At 72.8% G+C, this 18,014-nt stretch carries 13 protein-coding genes; 5 read left to right on the plus strand and 8 right to left on the minus strand.

What is annotated here, in order from left to right:
* Positions 1 to 174 precede the first annotated feature (174 nt).
* The 3 genes from PCC79_RS01115 to PCC79_RS01125 all read left to right on the plus strand — a co-directional run bounded on the left by PCC79_RS01115 (position 175) and on the right by PCC79_RS01125 (position 5,375).
* The gene (locus PCC79_RS01115; protein ID WP_342372745.1) at positions 175 to 1,740 is read left to right on the plus strand and encodes an MFS transporter; all 1,566 of its coding nucleotides are present in this window, start codon (positions 175 to 177) and stop codon (positions 1,738 to 1,740) included.
* 136 nt (positions 1,741 to 1,876) lie between these two features.
* Complete coding sequence (locus PCC79_RS01120; protein ID WP_342372746.1) at positions 1,877 to 4,117, plus strand: glycoside hydrolase family 3 C-terminal domain-containing protein; 2,241 nt, start codon at positions 1,877 to 1,879, stop codon at positions 4,115 to 4,117.
* Between the two features lies 1 nt (position 4,118).
* The gene (locus tag PCC79_RS01125) at positions 4,119 to 5,375 is read left to right on the plus strand and encodes a glycoside hydrolase family 1 protein (RefSeq protein ID WP_342372747.1); all 1,257 of its coding nucleotides are present in this window, start codon (positions 4,119 to 4,121) and stop codon (positions 5,373 to 5,375) included.
* 37 nt (positions 5,376 to 5,412) lie between these two features.
* Here PCC79_RS01125 and PCC79_RS01130 read toward each other — a convergent pair whose 3' ends face one another.
* Positions 5,413 to 5,850: a YdeI/OmpD-associated family protein gene (locus PCC79_RS01130; RefSeq protein WP_342372748.1), complete on the minus strand. Its 438-nt coding sequence runs from the start codon at positions 5,848 to 5,850 to the stop codon at positions 5,413 to 5,415.
* A 12-nt stretch (positions 5,851 to 5,862) separates the two neighbouring features.
* Complete coding sequence (locus PCC79_RS01135) at positions 5,863 to 6,411, minus strand: DinB family protein (protein ID WP_342372749.1); 549 nt, start codon at positions 6,409 to 6,411, stop codon at positions 5,863 to 5,865.
* Between the two features lie 44 nt (positions 6,412 to 6,455).
* Here PCC79_RS01135 and PCC79_RS01140 point away from each other — a divergent pair, with 44 nt between their 5' ends.
* Positions 6,456 to 7,835 carry a HAMP domain-containing sensor histidine kinase gene (locus tag PCC79_RS01140; protein WP_232548723.1) on the plus strand — a complete coding sequence of 460 codons (1,380 nt, stop codon included), beginning with the start codon at positions 6,456 to 6,458 and terminating at the stop codon, positions 7,833 to 7,835.
* Between the two features lie 123 nt (positions 7,836 to 7,958).
* On the opposite strand, the gene PCC79_RS01145 is transcribed toward PCC79_RS01140, so the two are convergent.
* Entirely contained in the window at positions 7,959 to 8,633 is a 675-nt protein-coding gene (locus PCC79_RS01145; RefSeq protein ID WP_232548724.1) for a response regulator transcription factor, read from the minus strand.
* 149 nt (positions 8,634 to 8,782) lie between these two features.
* Between PCC79_RS01145 and PCC79_RS01150 the strand changes: the two genes are divergently transcribed.
* On the plus strand, positions 8,783 to 10,066 hold the full coding sequence (locus PCC79_RS01150; protein WP_342372750.1) for a S1C family serine protease: 1,284 nt from the start codon (positions 8,783 to 8,785) through the stop codon (positions 10,064 to 10,066).
* Between the two features lie 10 nt (positions 10,067 to 10,076).
* Here the strand turns inward: PCC79_RS01150 and cysE are convergent, their stop codons facing one another.
* From cysE to PCC79_RS01175, 5 genes are all read right to left on the minus strand, one after another.
* On the minus strand, positions 10,077 to 10,874 hold the full coding sequence (gene cysE / locus PCC79_RS01155) for a serine O-acetyltransferase (RefSeq protein ID WP_232548726.1): 798 nt from the start codon (positions 10,872 to 10,874) through the stop codon (positions 10,077 to 10,079).
* Between the two features lie 133 nt (positions 10,875 to 11,007).
* Entirely contained in the window at positions 11,008 to 12,858 is a 1,851-nt protein-coding gene (locus tag PCC79_RS01160) for a glycerophosphodiester phosphodiesterase (RefSeq protein WP_342372751.1), read from the minus strand.
* A 115-nt stretch (positions 12,859 to 12,973) separates the two neighbouring features.
* Positions 12,974 to 13,891 carry a nucleoside hydrolase gene (locus tag PCC79_RS01165; protein WP_342372752.1) on the minus strand — a complete coding sequence of 306 codons (918 nt, stop codon included), beginning with the start codon at positions 13,889 to 13,891 and terminating at the stop codon, positions 12,974 to 12,976.
* Positions 13,884 to 15,401 carry a carboxylesterase/lipase family protein gene (locus tag PCC79_RS01170; RefSeq protein ID WP_342372753.1) on the minus strand — a complete coding sequence of 506 codons (1,518 nt, stop codon included), beginning with the start codon at positions 15,399 to 15,401 and terminating at the stop codon, positions 13,884 to 13,886. Before PCC79_RS01170 ends, PCC79_RS01165 begins: the two co-directional genes overlap by 8 nt.
* The gene (locus tag PCC79_RS01175) at positions 15,394 to 17,859 is read right to left on the minus strand and encodes a glycoside hydrolase family 2 TIM barrel-domain containing protein (RefSeq protein ID WP_342372754.1); all 2,466 of its coding nucleotides are present in this window, start codon (positions 17,857 to 17,859) and stop codon (positions 15,394 to 15,396) included. The genes PCC79_RS01170 and PCC79_RS01175 overlap by 8 nt, the downstream gene beginning before the upstream one ends.
* Positions 17,860 to 18,014 lie beyond the last annotated feature (155 nt).

Raw genomic sequence — 18,014 nt, forward strand, 5'->3', positions numbered from 1 at the left:
CTACGGCCGCCGGGGGCGCCGGGGGCGCCGGGGGCGCCGGGGGCGCCGGGGGCGCCGGGGGTGACGTCGAAACCCCTGGCATCTGTGGGACGACTGTTGACAGACCGGGCCGCGGGCGGGTCTAATGAACGCGGGCACTGAAACCTTTAAACGCGGTTCTCGACGAGGAGAAACATGACCGACAGCAACGATCCCTCGAAGGGGTCCACCGATCCCTGGAAAAAGTCCGGCGACGCTTGGGATCGCTCGACGAATCCATGGGAGCAGCCGGTCGACCCGGCCCCCCACGTCGCCGCCGTGGGCGTGCCCGGTGCGGTGGCCGCCCAGCCCGGCACCGTGGTCGACATGGTCGAGCCCGACGAGCCCGGCACGTCCGCCAAGTACACCGGCGGCTCGAAGTACCGCTCCTACCTGTTCATGTACGCCCTCGCCAGCCTCGGCATCTTCGCCATCTGGGGCTCGATGGGCGGCATCATCCTGCCCAACCACGTGCAGCTCGTCGAGTTCGGCAACTTCTTCACCGGGGCGGACGCCGGCGTCGACCTCGCCGCCCTGCAGAACCTCCGGGCCGCCGTGGAAGCGGGTACCGCCACCCCGACCGCCGAGGAGCAGCGCCTGCTCGGCCTGCTCGCCGGCTTCGACGCCGCCCGCGCCCAGGGTCTGGCCACCGTCACCGCCGTCGGCGTGTTCGTGACGATGTTCATCCAGCCCATCGTGGGTGTGCTGTCGGACCGCACCCGCTCCCCGTGGGGGCGTCGCGCGCCCTACATCGCCGGTGGCGCCGTCATCGGGGCGCTGCTGCTCATCGCGCTCCGCTACTCCAGCTCCATCGTGCTCATGGCCATCTTCTGGGCTCTCGCCCAGGTGGTCATCAACTGCGCCCAGGGCCCGCTGACGGCCACCGTCGCCGACCGTGTCGTGCCGGAGAAGGTCGGCTCCGCGTCCGCCATCTCCGGTCTCGGCCTCATGGCGGGTGCCGTGCTGGGTTCCGTGGCCGCCGGCATGCTGTTCGGCGCCATGGGGCTGGACGCCTACTACCCCTTCGCCATCGCGTTGGCTGCGGGCGCCATCTTGTTCGTACTGGTCTGCCGGGACCGGTCCTCGACGGACCTCCACAACGAACCGCTCAACATCGGCCAGTTCTTCCTCTCCTTCCTGATCCCGCTGCGCGACCCCGACTTCCGGTGGGTGTGGATCGCGAAGATCGTGATGATGTTCGGCTACACCGTCGGCACCGCCTTCGCGTTCTACATGCTGCAGGGCTACATCCAGCCGGCCCTCTCCCCGGAGGAGGCGACCGCGACGGCCCCGCTGCTGTCCCTGGCGGGCTTCCCGTTCATGCTGGTCGCGATGGTCGCCGCGGGCCGGTGGTCGGACCGCATCATGCGCCGCAAGCCCTTCGTGTTCTGGGCCTCGATCATCGCCGCGGCCTCCTACCTGGTGCCGATCTTCTGGCCCGCCCTGCCGGCCCTGTTCATCCAGGCCATCATCGGCGGCGCAGCCATGGGTACCTTCCTCGTGGTCGACCAGGCGCTGTTCATCGACGTCATCCCCGACAAGCGCACCGCCGGCCGTGACCTCGGCATGGGTGCCCTCGGCGGCAACCTCGGTCAGGCCCTCGGCCCGATCGTGGGCGGCTGGATCGTCGCCTGGTCCGGCTACCAGATGGTGTGGATCGCCGCCGTGGCCATCGTGCTCGTCGCCGCCTTCGCCATCCTGCCCGTCAAACGCGCCAAGTAGCCCCACGCGCCGTCCGACCACCACAGCCCACCCCACCACAGCCCCCCCCACCACAGCCCACCCACCGAGCCCGTGCCCGCGGCACCCCGCCGCGGGCGTCCACCCCTGACCCGTTCCACGCACAAGGAGAGAACAGATGAACGACGTCCCCGTGACCCGCAAGATCGCCCTCACCGGTGGCCTGAACTTCTGGAACACCCAGCCGATCCCTGAGGCGGACCTGCCGAAGATCCAGGTGTCGGACGGCCCGCACGGCCTGCGCATGCAGGACACGGAGGTGTCGGGGGACCACGTGGGCATGGGCGGGTCGGCGCCGGCCACCTGCTTCCCGCCGGCGGTGGGGCTCGCGTCCACCTGGAACCGTGAGCTGGCCGGCGAGGTCGGCGCCGCGCTGGCCGAGGAGGCGAAGGCCCTCAACGTCGGCGTCCTGCTCGGACCCGGCATGAACATCAAGCGCGACCCCCGCTGCGGCCGCAACTTCGAGTACTTCAGCGAGGATCCGTACCTCACCGGCGAGCTGGCCACCGCGTTCGTCCAGGGCGTGCAGGGCGCCGGCGTCGGCACCAGCCCGAAGCACTTCGCCGCCAACAACCAGGAGACCGACCGCCTGCGCCGCGACAGCCAGATCGACGAGCGGCCCCTGCGCGAGATCTACCTCAGCGCCTTCCGCAAGGTGGTCACGCAGGCGCAGCCGTGGACGATCATGTGCTCCTACAACAAGCTCAACGGCACCCAGGTCAGCAACCACCGCTGGCTCCTCACCGATGTCCTGAAGAACGAGTGGGGCTTCGAGGGACTCGTCGTCTCCGACTGGGGTGCGGTGGTCGACCGCGTGGGCGCCCTGAAGGCCGGCCTCGATCTCGAGATGCCCGCCAACGCCGCGGCCGAGCGCGCCACCGTGGCGGCCTACGAGGCCGGAGACCTCGACGAGGCCACCATCGACGGTGCCTACCAGCGCGTGGCCCGCATCGTCCGCAAGGCCGTCGACTCCCTGGCCGACGCCCCCGACAGCTTCGACGAAGAGGGCCACCACGCCCTCGGACGCCGCGCCGCCGAGCAGGCGATCGTGCTGCTGGCCAATGACGGCGTGCTGCCGCTGGCGAAGGACGCCGACGTGGTCGTCATCGGCGAGTTCGCCCGGACGCCGCGCTACCAGGGCGCCGGCTCGTCGCGGGTCAACCCGACGAAGGTGGACAACACGCTCGACCGGATCAACGAGCTGGCCGGTTCGGACGTGCCGTTCGCTCCCGGCTTCTCGACGCAGCCGAACAAGCCGGCGCCGCAGAACGCGCACGCAGAGGCCGTCGAGCTGGCGCGCGGCGCGGGGACGGTGCTGCTGTTCCTCGGGCTGGGCGAGGCCCACGAGTCGGAGGGTTACGACCGCGACGACATCGACCTGCCCGCCGAGCAGCTCGCGCTGCTGGACGACATCCTGGCCGTCAACGACAACGTCGTGGTGGTGCTGAGCAACGGCTCCTCGGTGCTGCTGCCGTTCCGCGCCAAGGTGCGCGCCATCGTCGAGGGCTGGCTGCTCGGCCAGGCCGGCGGCCCGGCGCTCGCCGACGTGCTGTACGGCGAGGTCAACCCGTCCGGCAAGCTCACCGAGACGATTCCGGAGCGCCTCGAGGACGTGCCCAGCTTCTACAACTTCCCCGGTGACGTGAACGGCGTCCGCTACGGCGAGGGCCTGTTTGTCGGCTACCGCGGCTACGACAAGGCCAACCGCGACGTCGCCTACCCGTTCGGCCACGGCCTAAGCTACACGTCGTTTGCCTACGCGGACGTGTCGGCGACGGCGTCCGGCAACGCCATCACCGTGGAGGTGACGGTGACGAACACCGGCGAGCGGGCCGGCCGCGAGGTCGTCCAGGTGTACGTGTCGAAGCCCGAGTCCGAGGTCGTGCGCGTGCCGCGCGAGCTCAAGGGCTTCGCCGACGTGACGCTCGAGCCCGGGGCGTCCGAGACGCTCACCATCGAGATCCCGGCCGAGGAGCTCGGCTACTGGGAGGTGCGCGACGCCGCGCACGTCATTGAGGGCGGAACGTACGTCGTCGAGGTCGGCGCGTCGAGCCGCGACCTGCGGGGCCGCGCCGGGGTGGAGCTCGAGGGCGACGCCCCCGTGCGTCCGCTGACGATGCAGTCGACCATGGGCGAGGCGCTGTCCGTGCCCGGCTTCGCCGATCGGCTGCAGGCCATGATGGCCGACCTGTTCGGTACGGGGGACCAGGACGGCGAAGGGCTCGGCAGCGACGCCATGCGGATGATGCAGGACTTCCCGATCCGGGGCATGGCCGGCTTCACCGGGCGCGAGCCCGAGGAGCTGCAGGCGATGCTCGACGAGGTGAACGCCAGCCGCGCGTCGGGCGCGGATCGCTGACGTGCCCCCCACCGTTCGGGGCGTGCTGCGCGACGACTTCCTCTGGGGCGCGGCCACGGCCGCGCACCAGATCGAGGGCAACAACGTCAACGCCGACTTCTGGGCGGCGGAGCACGCCGGGCTGCCGCACCTGAAGGAGCCCAGCGGGGACGCCTGCGATTCCTACCACCGCTTCGGCGAGGACATCCGGCTGCTCGCCGAGGCGGGGCTGAAGGCGTACCGGTTCAGCATCGAGTGGGCGCGCATCGAGCCCGAGCGCGGCCACGTCAGCCGGGCCGAGCTGCTGCACTACCGGGACATGATCGACACCTGCCACGCGTTCGGTGTGGAGCCGGTGATCACGCTGCACCACTTCACGAGCCCGCACTGGTTCGCGGCGGCCGGCGGTTTCATGGCCGCCGACGCCGTGGAGCGGTTCAGCGCCTACGTCGCGGCCGTGTGCCCGATCCTGCACGACGTGAACTGGGTGGTGACCGTCAACGAGCCGAACATCCTCGCGCTGTTCAGCCGCATGACGGCCACGCCGGAGGGGGCGGCGTCCGAGGGGGCGGCGTCCGAAGCGAACGGGGCAGGGGAGGCCGGGTCGGACCAGACCGCGACCGTGGCGATGGCGCAGCTCCCGATGCCGTCGCTGGAGTTCGCGGCCCGCATCGGCGAGGTCCACCGGGCGGCCGTCCAGATCGTGCGCGAGCGGACGGACGCGAAGGTCGGCTGGGCGATCGCCGCGCAGGCGTTCACGCCCACCGAGGGCAACGAGGCGGTGTTCGAAAAGGTCTTCCACGCGTGGGAGGGCGCCTACTACGAGGCCAGCGCGGGCGACGACTTCGTCGGGATCCAGGCGTACACGAGCCAACCGGTGGACGCCAACGGCCCCGTGCCCCACCCGCCGAGCCCGGAGAACTCCCTCGCCGGTTGGGCCTACCGCCCGGACGCCCTGGGCATCAACGTCGCCCGGGTGTGGGAGAAGTACGGCCTGCCGATCTTCGTCACCGAGAACGGCATCGCCACCGACGACGACACCCGCCGCATCGCCTACACCACCGGTGCCCTGCAGGGCATGAAGGACGCCGTCGCCGACGGCGCCGAGGTGCTCGGCTACACCCACTGGTCGCTGCTCGACAACTACGAGTGGGGCAGCTACACCCCGACCTTCGGGCTCATCGCGGTGAACCGGGCCGGGGACTTCGAGCGGACGCCCAAGCCCTCGCTGGCGTGGCTCGGCCGGGTCGCGGCGTCCAACGGTGAGGATCTCGGCTGAGGGCTGAGGGCTGAGGGCTGAGGGCTGAGGCTGGGGCTCAGGCCCGCAGCCCGGCGAGCGTCGCCTCGACGCGCCGGGCGCGGGTCTCGGGCCGCTTCGCGCCCTCGATGGCCTCGGCGGCCTCGCGCCGCTTCGTGTAGCTCCACGCCTCCCAGGTGCGCTGCAGGGCGGGCTCCGCGGCGAACGCCTCGGCCAGCTCGGCGGGCACCTCGACCGTCCGTTCGGCCGTGTCGAGGGTGATGTTGAGGGTGTAGGTGCGGCCAGCCTCGACCCCGGTCAGCGCCTTGTTGGCCTTGCTCAGCCCGATGAGGAAGCACCCACCCATGGGGGCGATGGAGGTGCGCAGCGTCGCGTCGCCCACGGTGACCACCACCTTGGGGCGCTTGCCGCCGCCGAGTTCGGCGATGACCGACTCGGGCACCCGGAAGCCGGTGTTGGACGCCGTGATCGCCTCGGCGGTCAGCTCGATCTGCATGGCGCGTGGGGCTCAGGCGCCGACGTCGTGGGTGTGGTGCACGAGGTCGTGCGCGAAGTACTGCCCGAGCGTGGCGGCGGTGAACACCGAGCCGTTCGAGCGGACGCCCTGCCAGTTCCACTGGTCGCCGACCGGCTCCGACCAGGCCTTCTGGGCCGCGGCACCGCGCTCCTTCACGAGAATCGCGGTCACGTGCCCGTTGGCCTGCCAGTACTCCTTCTCTGCGGCGGCCGCGTCGGCGTCGAAGTCGTCGAAGCGGGCGCCGGCCCCGACACTGTCGAGGATGAGGCGCAGACGGTCGCCCATCACCTCCATCAGGTCGGCCACGTGCTGGGCGTACTCGATGGTGGACCAGGTGCGCGGCGCGGGGCGCAGGGCGGCGTCTGGCCGCTCGACCGCGACGGTGAACCGCTCGGTGACGTCGGCGATGACGGCGGGGATCTGCTCGGGGGCCAACGCGCCGGCGTCGAAACCGCACTCGGGGCAGGGGCGGTCGAGCACCCACGTCCAGTCCTTGGCGTCCGGGGTCGTGGGTTCGGGCGGGGTGGTCTGCTCGGTCACGGGCCGAGCCTAGCCGCGGCGGCGCCCTGCGGCATGATGCAGCCATGGACGAACGTCGTGCCCCGCTGCGGTGGGGGATCCGCGGGCGCATCACCACGGTGGCGACCCTGCTCGTCGGGGTGGCCCTGCTCCTCGGCATCGGGGTGTTCGCCAACGTCCTGTTCCGGGTGCTCGCCAACCAGCTGCAGGCGTCGGCCATCTCCCAGGCCGGCCTCGTGGCCCGGGCCGTCGCCGATCGCGGGCCGGCTTCCGTCCGCGGCACCGACGTGACATCGGCCTTCGACGTCCAGGTGGTCGACCCGTACGGCAACGTCGCCTACACCACCAGCGACAGCACGCCGCTGGCCGCGCTGCGACCGCTGCCGGGTGGGGTGCTCGCCGAGGGCGGCGGGGGCTGGTGGTGGCCGTTCGTGGCGGAGGAGGCCCCCATCGTCGCGGCGCAAGGGGTCGAGTACGACGGGGCGCCGTGGGCCGTTCTGGTGGCCACGCCCCTGGGCCGGCCGCACGAGACGGTCTCGATCACCGTGGGTGTGCTGCTGGCGTCCCTGCCGCTCGTGCTGGCGCTGGTGGCCGTCGTCGCGTGGTGGGTGGTGGGCCGCGCGCTGCGGCCGGTGGAGGATCTCCGCGCCCAGGTCGAGGCGATCGGCGCGACCCGGCTGGGCGAGCGCGTGCCGGTGCCCGACTCGCGCGACGAGATTGCCGCGCTGGCCGTCACCATGAACGCCATGCTGGCCCGCCTCGCGGCCGCCCGCGAGGCCCAGCTGCTCTTCGTCGCCGACGCCAGCCACGAGTTGCGCTCGCCGGTGACCGCGCTGAGCGGGGCGCTGGAGCTCATCGGGGACGGGTCGGACGGCCAGGTCGTCGGCGACCTCGTGCCGCTCATGCGCTCCGAGACCGAGCGCCTGGGGACGCTCGTCGCCGGCCTGCTCTACCTCGCCCGGGCCGACGCCCAGCCGGCGCCGACCCGGGTCGACGTCGACCTCGACGACCTCGCGCTGGCCGAGGTGACCCGGCTGCGGGCGGGTTCCGGGCCCCGGTCCGGGGCGGGAGCGGGCATCGAGGTGCGCGGCCACATCGCGCCCGTCCGGGTGGTGGGGGATCCGGAGGCGCTCACGCACCTGCTGCGCAACCTCGGCGACAACGCGGTGCGGCACGCCGCGAGCCGCGTGGTGGTCGGCGTGGGTGCCGCCGACGCCGTCGCCACCCTCACGGTCGAGGACGACGGGGCCGGCGTTCCGCCCGCCGAGCGGGGCCGGATCTTCGAGCGCTTCGTCCGGCTCGACGCGGCGCGCTCCCGCGACGCGGGCGGCGCGGGCCTCGGGCTCGCGATCGTCGCCGAGATCGCCCGCTCCCACGGGGGCACGGTGCGGGTCGACGACTCGCCAAGCCTGGGGGGTGCCCGGTTCACCGTGACGGTTTCGTGACAGTGAGTGCGCGCTCACTCGCGCGCTGAGGCGGGACAAGGCGCGGGTGCGCGATCGAGTGTCACGTTTTCCTCGCTCGGGCCCGATCACGGGCACCCCAGCGGTGGGCAGCGGCGCGGAGGGTCAGCCGTCGTCGCGCAGCCGGTAGCCCACGCCCCGCACCGTTTCGATCGAGGTTGCGCCGAAGGGTGCGTCCACCTTCCTGCGGAGGTAGCCGATGTAGACCTCGACGACGTTGGGGTCCCCGTCGTAGGCGCTGTCCCACACGTTCTGCAGGATCTGCGTCTTGCTCAGCGCGGCGTTCGGGTGCCGCAGCAGGTATTCGAGCAGCGCGAACTCCCTCGGGGTGAGGCTCACCGGGGTGCCATCCCGGGTCACGGTGTGGGCGCCCGGGTCGAGCTCGATGCCCGCCGCGCTGACCGTCACCGGACGCTCTGGCGTGCCGCGCCTCTGGAGCGCACGCAGCCGGGCCTTCAACACGACGAGGCTGAACGGCTTGGTCAGGTAGTCGTCGGCGCCGAGGTCGAAGGCGTCCTCCTGGTCGTACTCGCCGTCCTTGGCGGTGAGCATGAGCACGGGGGTCCACACTCGCCGGCTGCGGAGGTGCTTCAGCACGTCGTAGCCGTTGAGTCGCGGCAGCATGATGTCGAGGACGATGACGTCGTAGGAGCCCTGCGTGGCGGCCACCAGTCCCTGGGCACCGTCGCGCTCCACGTCCACCACGTGGCCCTCGCCCGTCAGCCCGCGGCGCACGACCTCCGCGATGGCCGGGTCGTCCTCCACGACGAGCACCCGCATGGTTCCCTCCTCAGCAACGCTGCCCCCATCCTGCCGGGTCAGGGCCCGGCGCGCGCCTGAGCGCGCGCTGAGAGCGGCGCCCGTCCTTCGCGTTCTCTCAGCCGGCGCGAGGCACCCTCTCTGTGTTGATCGTCCCGAAAGGAACTCCCGTGAGCACCCAGACCCCCCACCCCACGCAGCACCCGTACCCCCAGCAAGACCAGTACCCCCGGCAGGACCAGTACCCCCAGCAGGGCCAGTACCCCGAGCAGGGCCAGTACCCCCAGCAAGGCCAGTACGCCGGGCCGACCGCGTTCCAGGCGCCTATCCCATCTCCGGCTCCGGCCCCCACCGGCTCCGGGGCCTCCCGCGGCGGATGGGCGCGGCCGGCGGCAATCGGGCTGGCGGCGGGGGCGCTCAGCTCCCTGCTGACCATCGGCGGCATGCAGACACTCGCGCCGGTGGCCACCACCGCGCCGACCGCGGCGGCCCCCGCCGCCGTCTCGGGCAGCGCGTCGACCACCGGCTGGGCGGCCGTGGCCAGTGCGGTGGCGCCGAGCGTCGTCTCGATCGGTGTCACCACCGCCCAGGGTGCGGGCGCCGGCTCGGGCGTCGTCTGGGACGCCGCCGGGCACGTCGTCACCAACGCGCACGTGGTGGCCGGTGCCGGCACCGGCGCCACCATCACGGTCACCCTCTCCGACGGTCACCGTTACGACGCCGACGTGGTGGGAACCGACCCGACCACCGATCTGGCCGTGCTCCAGCTCCGCAACGCCCCCGACGGGCTCACCCCGATCGACCACTCCGCCACCCAGGTCGGGGTGGGGGACGCGGTCATGGCCATCGGCAACCCGCTGGGGCTGGCGGGCACGGTGACGACCGGCATCGTGAGCGCCATCGACCGCCCCGTCGCCACGTCGGCGTCCGAGGTGGGCAGCAGCCAGCCGGTGGTGACCAACGCGATCCAGACTTCCGCGGCCATCAACCCGGGCAACTCCGGCGGCGCGCTCGTGAACGACGCCGGCACCCTGGTGGGCATCAACAGCTCGATCGCGAGCCTCACCCAGGGCTCGGGGCAGGCGGGCAACATCGGCATCGGCTTCGCGATTCCCACCGCCGAGGTCGACCTGATCGTGCCGCAGCTCATCAGCACCGGCACGGCGCAGCACGCCTACCTCGGCGTGGGCAGCCGGGACGCGGTGGCCACGACCGACGGTGCCTCCGTGACCGGCGCGGGCATCGAGCAGGTGGTCGGCAACGGCCCCGCCGCGTCAGTGCTCCAGCCCGGTGACATCGTGACCGCGATCGATGGCGCGCCGGTGACCGGCACCTGGTCCCTCATCGGCCACGTCCGGGCGCTCCCGGTCGGTCAGCAGGTGATGGTGTCGTTCGTGCGCGGCTCCCAGCCGATGTCGGGCCAGGTCACGCTGGGTCAGAACCCGAACAGCTGACGCGGCACTCTCAGGCGTCGCACTCGAAGCGCTGGTCCATCTCGAGGGCCGGGAACGACTCCTTGGGGAACGCGATCAGCTTGGCGGGCACCCCCGCGACGGTCGAGTGCGCCGGGACGTCCTCCAACACGACGCTGCCCGCCCCGATCTTGGCGCCCTCGCCGACGCGGATGTTGCCCAGCACCTTCGCGCCGGCGCCGATCATCACGCCGCGGGCGATCTTGGGGTGGCGGTCGCCCCCCACCTTGCCGGTGCCGCCCAGGGTCACCTCGTGCAGCATCGAGAAGTCGTCCTCGATGACCGCCGTCTCGCCGATCACCACGGACGTGGCGTGGTCGAACATCACGCCGCGCCCGATGCGGGCACCGGGGTGGATGTCGACCGCGAACACCTCCGAGATGCGACTCTGCAGGAACAGGGCGAGCGCCTGGCGGTCGCTCACCCAGAAGTGGTGCGCCATCCGGAACGACTGCACGGCGTGGAAGCCCTTGTAGTACAGCAGGGGCTGGCTGTAGCCGCGCGTCGCGGGGTCGCGGGTCACGACGGCCTGCAGGTCGGCCAGCACCGACTCCTCGATCCATGGGTCGCCGTCGAAGGCCTGGTGGGCCAGGTCGAGCACCGTGAGGGCCGACATGGTGGCGCCCGACAGCTTGTGCGCGAGCAAGCTGCCGAGCGCCCCCATCAAGCTGTTGTGCCGCAGGATCGCCTCGTTGAGGAAGCCGGCCAGGCACGGTTCCCGCTCCGCGTCCCGCGCCGCCTCGGCGCGGATGGCGGGCCAGATCTGGTCGTCGGGGACGGGCTGGGTCATGGCGGTTCCTTCATCGGATCGGCGGGCGCGCCCCAGCCTAGACTCATCCGGCCCGACGCCATCAGGCCCGACGCCATCAGGCCCGGACCGAACAGGCCCGGACCGTTCAGGCCCGGACCCCTCGGGCCCAGCCTCATCCGGCCAGCGCGTCGATCTCCTCCAGCAGGCGGGCCCGGGTGGCGGCGTCCGCCACGTGGCGCACGACCGCGTTGCGAAGGCGCCCCCAGTCCTCCTTCTGGACCGCGGTGAGCATCTGCTGGAGCTGGCCGAGGCTGACGTCCGCCGCGATCAGGCGTCCGCGCAGCCCCTCGGCGGTCACGACCACCTCGAACGTGCTGGACGCCGTCGCGGTGCCACCCGCCCCGCTCGCCGTGGCCGTCACCGTGTGCCGGCCGAGCGTGAGGGCGGACGCCTCGATCGACCCGGACGTCACCGCCGCGCCGTCCAGGGTGACGGTCACGTCCGTGGCGTCGGTCGTGCTCGCCGCCACCGCGAACCGCTCCCCGCGCTCCACCGTGCTGCCGTCGGCCGGCGCCACGACGGTCACCGTCGGGGCCGGAGCCGGGGCGGGGGCCGGGGCCTGCTCCCGGGCCGTCAACCACCCGCCGAGCGCGCCCGGCCGGTTCGTGATGATGCCGTCGACGCCGGCGTCGGTGAGCCACGCCCAGTCGGTGGCGGCGTCGGCGGTCCAGGCGAACACGGCGACTCCGGCGGCGTTCAGCTCGCCCACCAGCGACGGTCGGTTGCGCAGCGCGCCGAAGGAGGGGTTGTACGCCACCACGCCGAGGTCGCGGCTGACGGCGACCGGATCGGCGTCGAGCTGGCCGCGCAGCAGGCCCAGGCGGATCGACGGGTCGTGCGCGCGTGCCGCCCGCAGGACGGCCTCGTCAAAGCTCTGCACCAGCGTGCGGTCGGCCATGCCGGCCGCGCGCACCGCGTCGAGGGTGCGGGCCACCTCGGCGGGCGTCTCGGGGCCCTTGATCTCGAGCAGCAGGTCGCTGGTGGAACGTGCGGTGACCTCCAGCGCCTCGTCGAGGGTCGGCACACGCTGCGCGGCGAACGCCGCGTCGAACCACGAGCCGGCGTCGAGGCCGGTGAGGGCCGGCCCGGTCAGCCCACTCGCACGCCCGCTGCCCGGCGTCGTGCGGTCCACCGTGTCGTCGTGCATGATCACCGGGACGCCATCGGCGGAGGTGTGCACGTCGGTCTCGACCCAGGCGGCACCCGCGCGCGCCCCGGCCACCAGGGCGGCGAGCGTGTTCTCGGGGTTCACGGCGCTGTAGCCGCGGTGGGCGGCGATCGCCGGGAGCTCCCCGTCGCCCTGGTTCAACGTGGCGGGTTCGATCTCGGTGACGACCACATTGTCGAAGCTGACGGTGGAGCCGTCGGCGACCAGCCCTTGGACGCCGTCCGCCGTGCGTTGCACCCGCCCCTCCAGCACCGGTGCGCCGTCGAAGAACCAGCGCACCTGCGTGCCGCGCACCTCGATCGACACGGCCACGTCACGACCGACCCCGGCGTCGGTGGGCGCGGACGCGGTGAAGGGGACGTTCCACCCGTTGGACGGCGTCCGCTGGGCGATCTCGATGCCGTTGGCCGCGGTGGACGTCGTGCGCATCACGGCCTGCCACCAGGGCACCGCGCCATCGGCGGGGGCGTCCACCAGCACGCCCGCCCAGCGGGTCGCGTTGGCGACCTGCTCGAACCGGACGTCGGCGTCCAGGCGGTAGTTGGTGAGGTTCTCCCCGAAGGTCATGCGCGAGATCTGGCCGCCGCTCACCACCAGCCGGCCGTCGACGACCGACCAAGGCCCGGAGACCGCCCGCCAGCCCGCCGGCACCTGGCCGTCATCGAAGTTCTCGCTGATCACGACATCGCCCGGCGCCGCCTGCGCGGTGGGCGCGGCGAGGCCGAGACCCAGGGTGGACGCCCCGAGCAGCGCGGCGAGCGCGCCGGCGGTGAGGCGATGGGGGGAACGGGGCATGGGGGGCTCCTTCGACGACGGCGGATCAATGCCGCGTCGACGCTAACCGCCCGGTGTGACATTCCGGGGCCCCCGGGGTGACGCGACGGCGGCACCCGCACGAACGTCCGCGCCCTCAGACCCCGGCCAGCTTGGCGTACAGGTCGCGCATCATCAGCGCGCAGTCGAGGCGGTGCCACACCCGCACCGTCCGGCCGGGCACCGGCGCGTCGGAGTACGAGCCGTCGTCGTTGATCGCCGGCATCGGTAGCACCGCCGACTCCGACGAACTCGGCCACGCCTCGAAGCTCGACTGCAGCGCGGTGAGCAGCACCAGCGGCGAGTCGCCGAGGATGTAGGTCTCGCCGATGTCGAGCCCGAAGGAACGGATGCGCTCCTGCAACGATTCCAGCACGCCCACGAGGTCGCGCCCGACCGGCCCGGTCAGGTGCGCCTTCATCTCGGTGAAGGACGCCAGCGTCTGCCGGTAGGACGTCCGCGGCACCTGCCACACCTGGAGGTCGGAGTCGTTGAGCACCACCTGCGCGGCGATCGGGTCGATGGCGGTGTTGTACTCCGCGGCCGGTGCGCCGGGCGGCGACTCGACGCCGGGGTGCTCCGCGCCGCCGATCCACACGGCGGTCAGCTTGCCCGCGATCGTCGGGTCGAGCAGCCAGGCGGACGCCAGCTCCGTCAGCCCGGCGCCCAGCGTCACGTACAGCGGCCGGGGGTCGTCGGCGTGGACGGCCGCGATGATGGCCCGGGCGCCGGCCGAGTCGTGCGGCGTCCGCCGATCGGTGAGCGCGACGTTCGAGCCCGCCACGACGGGCACGTCCCCGCGCCCGACGCGGCCGAGGTAGTCCGACGCCAGCGCCGCGGCGTTGTCGGCGGTCGTCTCGGACGGGTCGAAGGCGTCTCCCTCACGCAGGTGCGAGCCGATCACGGTCACCAGCTCCGTCGAGGGGCTCAGCGCGTGGTGCACCAGCTGGAACAACCCGTCGGGGTCGCCCGAGTAGTCGTTGTCGGAGACGATGCGCAGCCGGCCCTCAGCCATGGTGACCCCCCAGCAGCGCGTCGATCTCACCCTCGAGCCGGTAGCGTTCCTCGACCCGGGTGGGGGTGTCGTACACCTTCGCGAGCGACTCCGCGGGCGTCCATTGCTGCCACGGCATGGCGCCGGTGCTGATGAACCCCACCCAGTCGGCGTGCATCTCGTTGGCCAGCTCCTGCGGCGCGTCCGGGCCCGAGGAGGTCTCGACCTGCGGGGCGTCCAGCAGGTCGAACGCGAACGGGATCTCCGCGCAGTGCGCCACCAAGCCGTTGCTGGCGTTGGGCCAGCGGAAGTCGTAGGCCCAGCTGGACGCCGCCCCACCGGACGCCCGCGCCGCCAGGAACCGCACGAGCGGGCCGCGGAACATCTTGTCCGTCATCAGCTGGCCCACCAGCAGCGGGCCCGACAGGTCGGGGTGGGCCGCCACGTGGGCGTCCGCCACCGGCCCCACGACGCTGCCGCGCAGCAGGTCGGGCACGTCGGCGTCCCCGAACAGCGGCGCCATCATCTGGCCGATGAAGGTGAACTCGTGCGCCACCGTGCCCATGACGAGCGGCACGTCGGACGCCGCGACCGCGGCCACCGGATCGGTGAGGGTCGCGTCGTCGAGGTACGGGATGAACGTGATGCCGCCGAACGCCGGGCCGGTGAGCATGGCGTCCACGACCTCTCCCGGCGGCAGGCCGGCCCCGGCGGGCGGCGCGGCCATCGCGTCGGTCGCGTCGAGGATCGCGTCCTCGCTCACGCTGCGGAACCCCGCGAGGGTGGGTTCGACGCTGAGCGCCGCGGCCAGCCGCTCCGAGCGCTCGCGCGCCTCGTCGGCGGGCAGTGGGTCGAGCGCGCCGGAGTGGCTGATCGCGCCGCTGAACAGGCCGGACGCCGGCGGGCAGGCGAACATCGCCAGCACCGAGCCGCCACCGGCGGACTGGCCCGCGATCGTCACGCGCCCGGGGTCACCGCCGAAGGCCGCGATGTTGTCCCGCACCCAGGCCAGGGCGGCCGCCTGGTCGAGCAACCCCCGGTTGGCCGGCGCGCCCTCGATGAAGCCGAACCCGTCGAACCCCAGCCGGTAGCTCACGCTCACCGTCACCACGCCGTCCCGGTTGAACGCCGCGCCGTCGTACCAGGGGCTGCTGGGGGAGCCGGCCTTGTAGCCGCCGCCGTGGATCCAGACGAGCACCGGCAGGGCGTCCTCGCCGCCCGGCGCGGGCGTGAACACGTTGACGTTGAGCGTCGCGTCACCCGGGTACGAGGGCTCGGGGATCGACGTCACCTCCGCGAACGGGCGCCGCTGCGGGGTCGGGCCGGGCTCGACGGCGTCGCGGACGCCCTCCCACGGCTCGGGCGGCACCGGGGCCGCGAACCGCAGCTCGCCCACCGGCGGCGCCGCGAACGGGATGCCGAGGAAGGCCGCCGAACGCTCCCGCCCGGCCCCGCGCCACACCCCCCGGACGGCGCCGTGGGTCGTCCTCACCACGGGGGCATCGGCGGTGGTGGTCGAGTCGTCAGTCATGGGTGGCCTCCAGGTCGAGGGTCAGGGGTTCGGCGGATCCGGTGCGCACCGTCACGGTGATCGCGCCCGGTCCGGTGGGGCGCACGACGGCCAGCGCCCGGCCGTCGAAGGTGCGCCACGTGTCGGCGTCGAAGCGCTCGGCCGTCTTCGGGTTGGCACTGCACATCCCCGCCAGGACGCCGGCGCCGCTCACCTCCACGGTCACTTCGGCGTCCGCCGCGGTGGCGAGGACGCCGTCGGCGTCGCGCCACTCCAGGGCGACGAAGGCGAGATCGGTGCCGTCGGCGCGGAGGGTCGTGCGGTCCGCGGACGCCGTCAGCACGGCTTCGCCGGCGGTGACCAGCTCGGTGCGGCCCACCTGCTCGCCCCCGCGGTACGCCACGGCGGTGAGCGTCCCCGGGCTGTAGGTGGTCTCGAGGGTGGCCTGCATCGGACGGACCTCGCCGACGGGGCCGCGCGCGACCTCCGCCCCGTTGCACAGCAGCGCGACCTCGTCGGCGTCGGCGTACACCTCGATGACGACCGGGCGGCCCTCCGAGCCGGGCCACGTCCACGACGACACCGAGTCCGACCACGACCACGGCGAGGCCATGGCGATCTCCCGGCCGTGGTGCTCGGGGCGGAGCACGGCGATGGACGGCTCGGTGCGCAGCCCGAACACGATCTCGCGGTAGAAGCTCACCGGGCGCCGCCAGCCCGTGATGTCGAGGTCGCCGCACCAGGCCGTCAGGAACGGGTACTCCCGCTCCAGGGCGGGCGTGGCGTCCGGGTCGTCGGCGTAGGAGGTCGCGCCGATGCCGACCTCGCCGAGGTAGTCCCATCCGGTCCAGGTGAAGTCGCCGATGACGTGCGGGTGCTCCAGCACCATCGGCCACAGGTCGCCGATGCGCTGCGGGAACGTCTCCGAGCCCACGAGGACGCGGTGCGGGAACGTCTCGGCGTCCAGCGCGTAGCGGCCCTCGGCGTAGTTGAGCCCCAGCACGTCGAGGGCCGCGCTCGACTCCGCGGTGCGGCGGGTGACGTTCTCGCCCGAGCCGAGCGCGTTCATCCCGTCCCCGGGGTCGGACGCCGCCCCGGCCATCAGCTCGTTGAGCCCGCCGGGGGTGTTCTTCGCCTGCTCGGCCAGCTCGTCGAGCACCGTCAGAGCGGCGTTCACGCCGTTGGTCACCAGCCGCGTCGGGTCGAGCGCGCGCACGTGCTCGGCCATCTCGCGGGCGAGGACGGCGCCGTGCGGCATGCCGACCTCGGCGATCTCGTTGCCGAGGGAGTACATGATGACGCTGGGGTGGTTGAGATCCTTGGCCACCATCGACGCGAGGTCGTCGCGCCACCACTGCGGGAATTCCATGGCGTGGTCGTAGGGCGTCTTGAAGCGCACCCACATGTCGAAGGCCTCGTCCATGACGAGCATGCCGAGGCGGTCGCAGGCGTCCAGCATGGCCGCCGACAGCGGGTTGTGCGCGGCCCGGACGGCGTTGAAGCCGGCCGCGCGCAAGAGTTCGATGCGCCGCTCCTCGGCGCGGGGAATCGCGGCGCCGCCCAGGGGGCCGTTGTCGTGGTGGATGCAGGCGCCCCGCAGCAGCACCGGCTCGCCGTTGATGAGCAGCCCGAGCCCTGGGTCGGCCGTCACGGTGCGGATGCCGAACGTCGTCGTCCGGGTCGCCCCCTCACCGCCGGACCCCGGCGTCAGGGTCGTGTGGGCCGTGTAGAGCCGCGGTGATTCCGGCCCCCACAGCGCCGGGTCGGTCACGACGAACCGCTGCCGGACCCGTTGCGGGCGGCCCGGCGGCAGGGTCACGGGCGTGGCGTCCCGGTCGACCTCGACGCCGTGGGGGTCGACGAGCACCGTCGTGAGCGTGGTGGATGCCGTGGTCAGCCCGGCGTTGGTCAGCTCCGTGGCGACCTCCACGGTCGCGCGCGGCGGAGCATCGCCCGCCCCGGCCGGGATGTTCTCGAGGCGCAGTGTCGTCACCCGGACGCCGTCCGGCAGCACGTGCGCGGGGGCGTCCACGTGGCAGAACACGCCGCGGTGCAGGCCGGCGCCGGAGTACCAGCGCGAATCCTGGCCCGTGCGGGTCTCGACCCGCACCCGGTTGGGCTCGCCGTACCGCAGGAACGGGGTGGCATCGACGAAGAAGCGGGCATAGCCGTCGGCCCAGTTGCCGGCGAACTCCTCATTGACGAACACCTGGGCGTGCCGCATGGCCCCGCCGAACTCCAGGCGCACCACGCGGCCCTCCCAGGCCGCCGGCACGTCGAAGGTCTTCAGGTAGGTGTGGTTGCCCGGCGGGTAGTAGGCGTTCGCGCCGGCCGCGGGGGGGTCCGGCGTCCGCTGCGCGTCGCGCAAGGCGTCGTGGGGCAGGGTGACCGGCGTCGGCTCGACCGCTGCGGCGTCGAAGGCGGCGAACGGGCCCTGCGGCGCCCGGACGGCCCAGCCGTCGTTGAAGGGGATACGCATCGGGAGCCGTCCTACGTTGGAGGGGAGCCTGCGTCACACCGTGAAACACATGCGTGCTGTGACATGCCCGCTGTGACGTGTCAGCACGCTACCGACTCCCGCGAGGCCCCGCAAGCAAACGGGGGCGGACGGTGACCCCGCCGCGCGGAATCCAC

The sequence above is a fragment of the Propioniciclava soli genome (assembly GCF_038502305.1).
In the GTDB taxonomy this organism is placed as follows: Bacteria; Actinomycetota; Actinomycetes; order Propionibacteriales; family Propionibacteriaceae; genus Propioniciclava; species Propioniciclava soli.

Coding starts and splice junctions, on each gene's coding strand:
- PCC79_RS01115 (WP_342372745.1), top strand. CDS start 175: ATGACCGACAGCAACGATCCCTCGAAGGGGTCCACCGATCCCTGGAAA.
- PCC79_RS01120 (WP_342372746.1), top strand. CDS start 1,877: ATGAACGACGTCCCCGTGACCCGCAAGATCGCCCTCACCGGTGGCCTG.
- PCC79_RS01130 (WP_342372748.1), bottom strand. CDS start 5,850: ATGCAGATCGAGCTGACCGCCGAGGCGATCACGGCGTCCAACACCGGC.
- PCC79_RS01140 (WP_232548723.1), top strand. CDS start 6,456: ATGGACGAACGTCGTGCCCCGCTGCGGTGGGGGATCCGCGGGCGCATC.
- PCC79_RS01145 (WP_232548724.1), bottom strand. CDS start 8,633: ATGCGGGTGCTCGTCGTGGAGGACGACCCGGCCATCGCGGAGGTCGTG.
- cysE (WP_232548726.1), bottom strand. CDS start 10,874: ATGACCCAGCCCGTCCCCGACGACCAGATCTGGCCCGCCATCCGCGCC.
- PCC79_RS01160 (WP_342372751.1), bottom strand. CDS start 12,858: ATGCCCCGTTCCCCCCATCGCCTCACCGCCGGCGCGCTCGCCGCGCTG.
- PCC79_RS01165 (WP_342372752.1), bottom strand. CDS start 13,891: ATGGCTGAGGGCCGGCTGCGCATCGTCTCCGACAACGACTACTCGGGC.
- PCC79_RS01170 (WP_342372753.1), bottom strand. CDS start 15,401: ATGACTGACGACTCGACCACCACCGCCGATGCCCCCGTGGTGAGGACG.
- PCC79_RS01175 (WP_342372754.1), bottom strand. CDS start 17,859: ATGCGTATCCCCTTCAACGACGGCTGGGCCGTCCGGGCGCCGCAGGGC.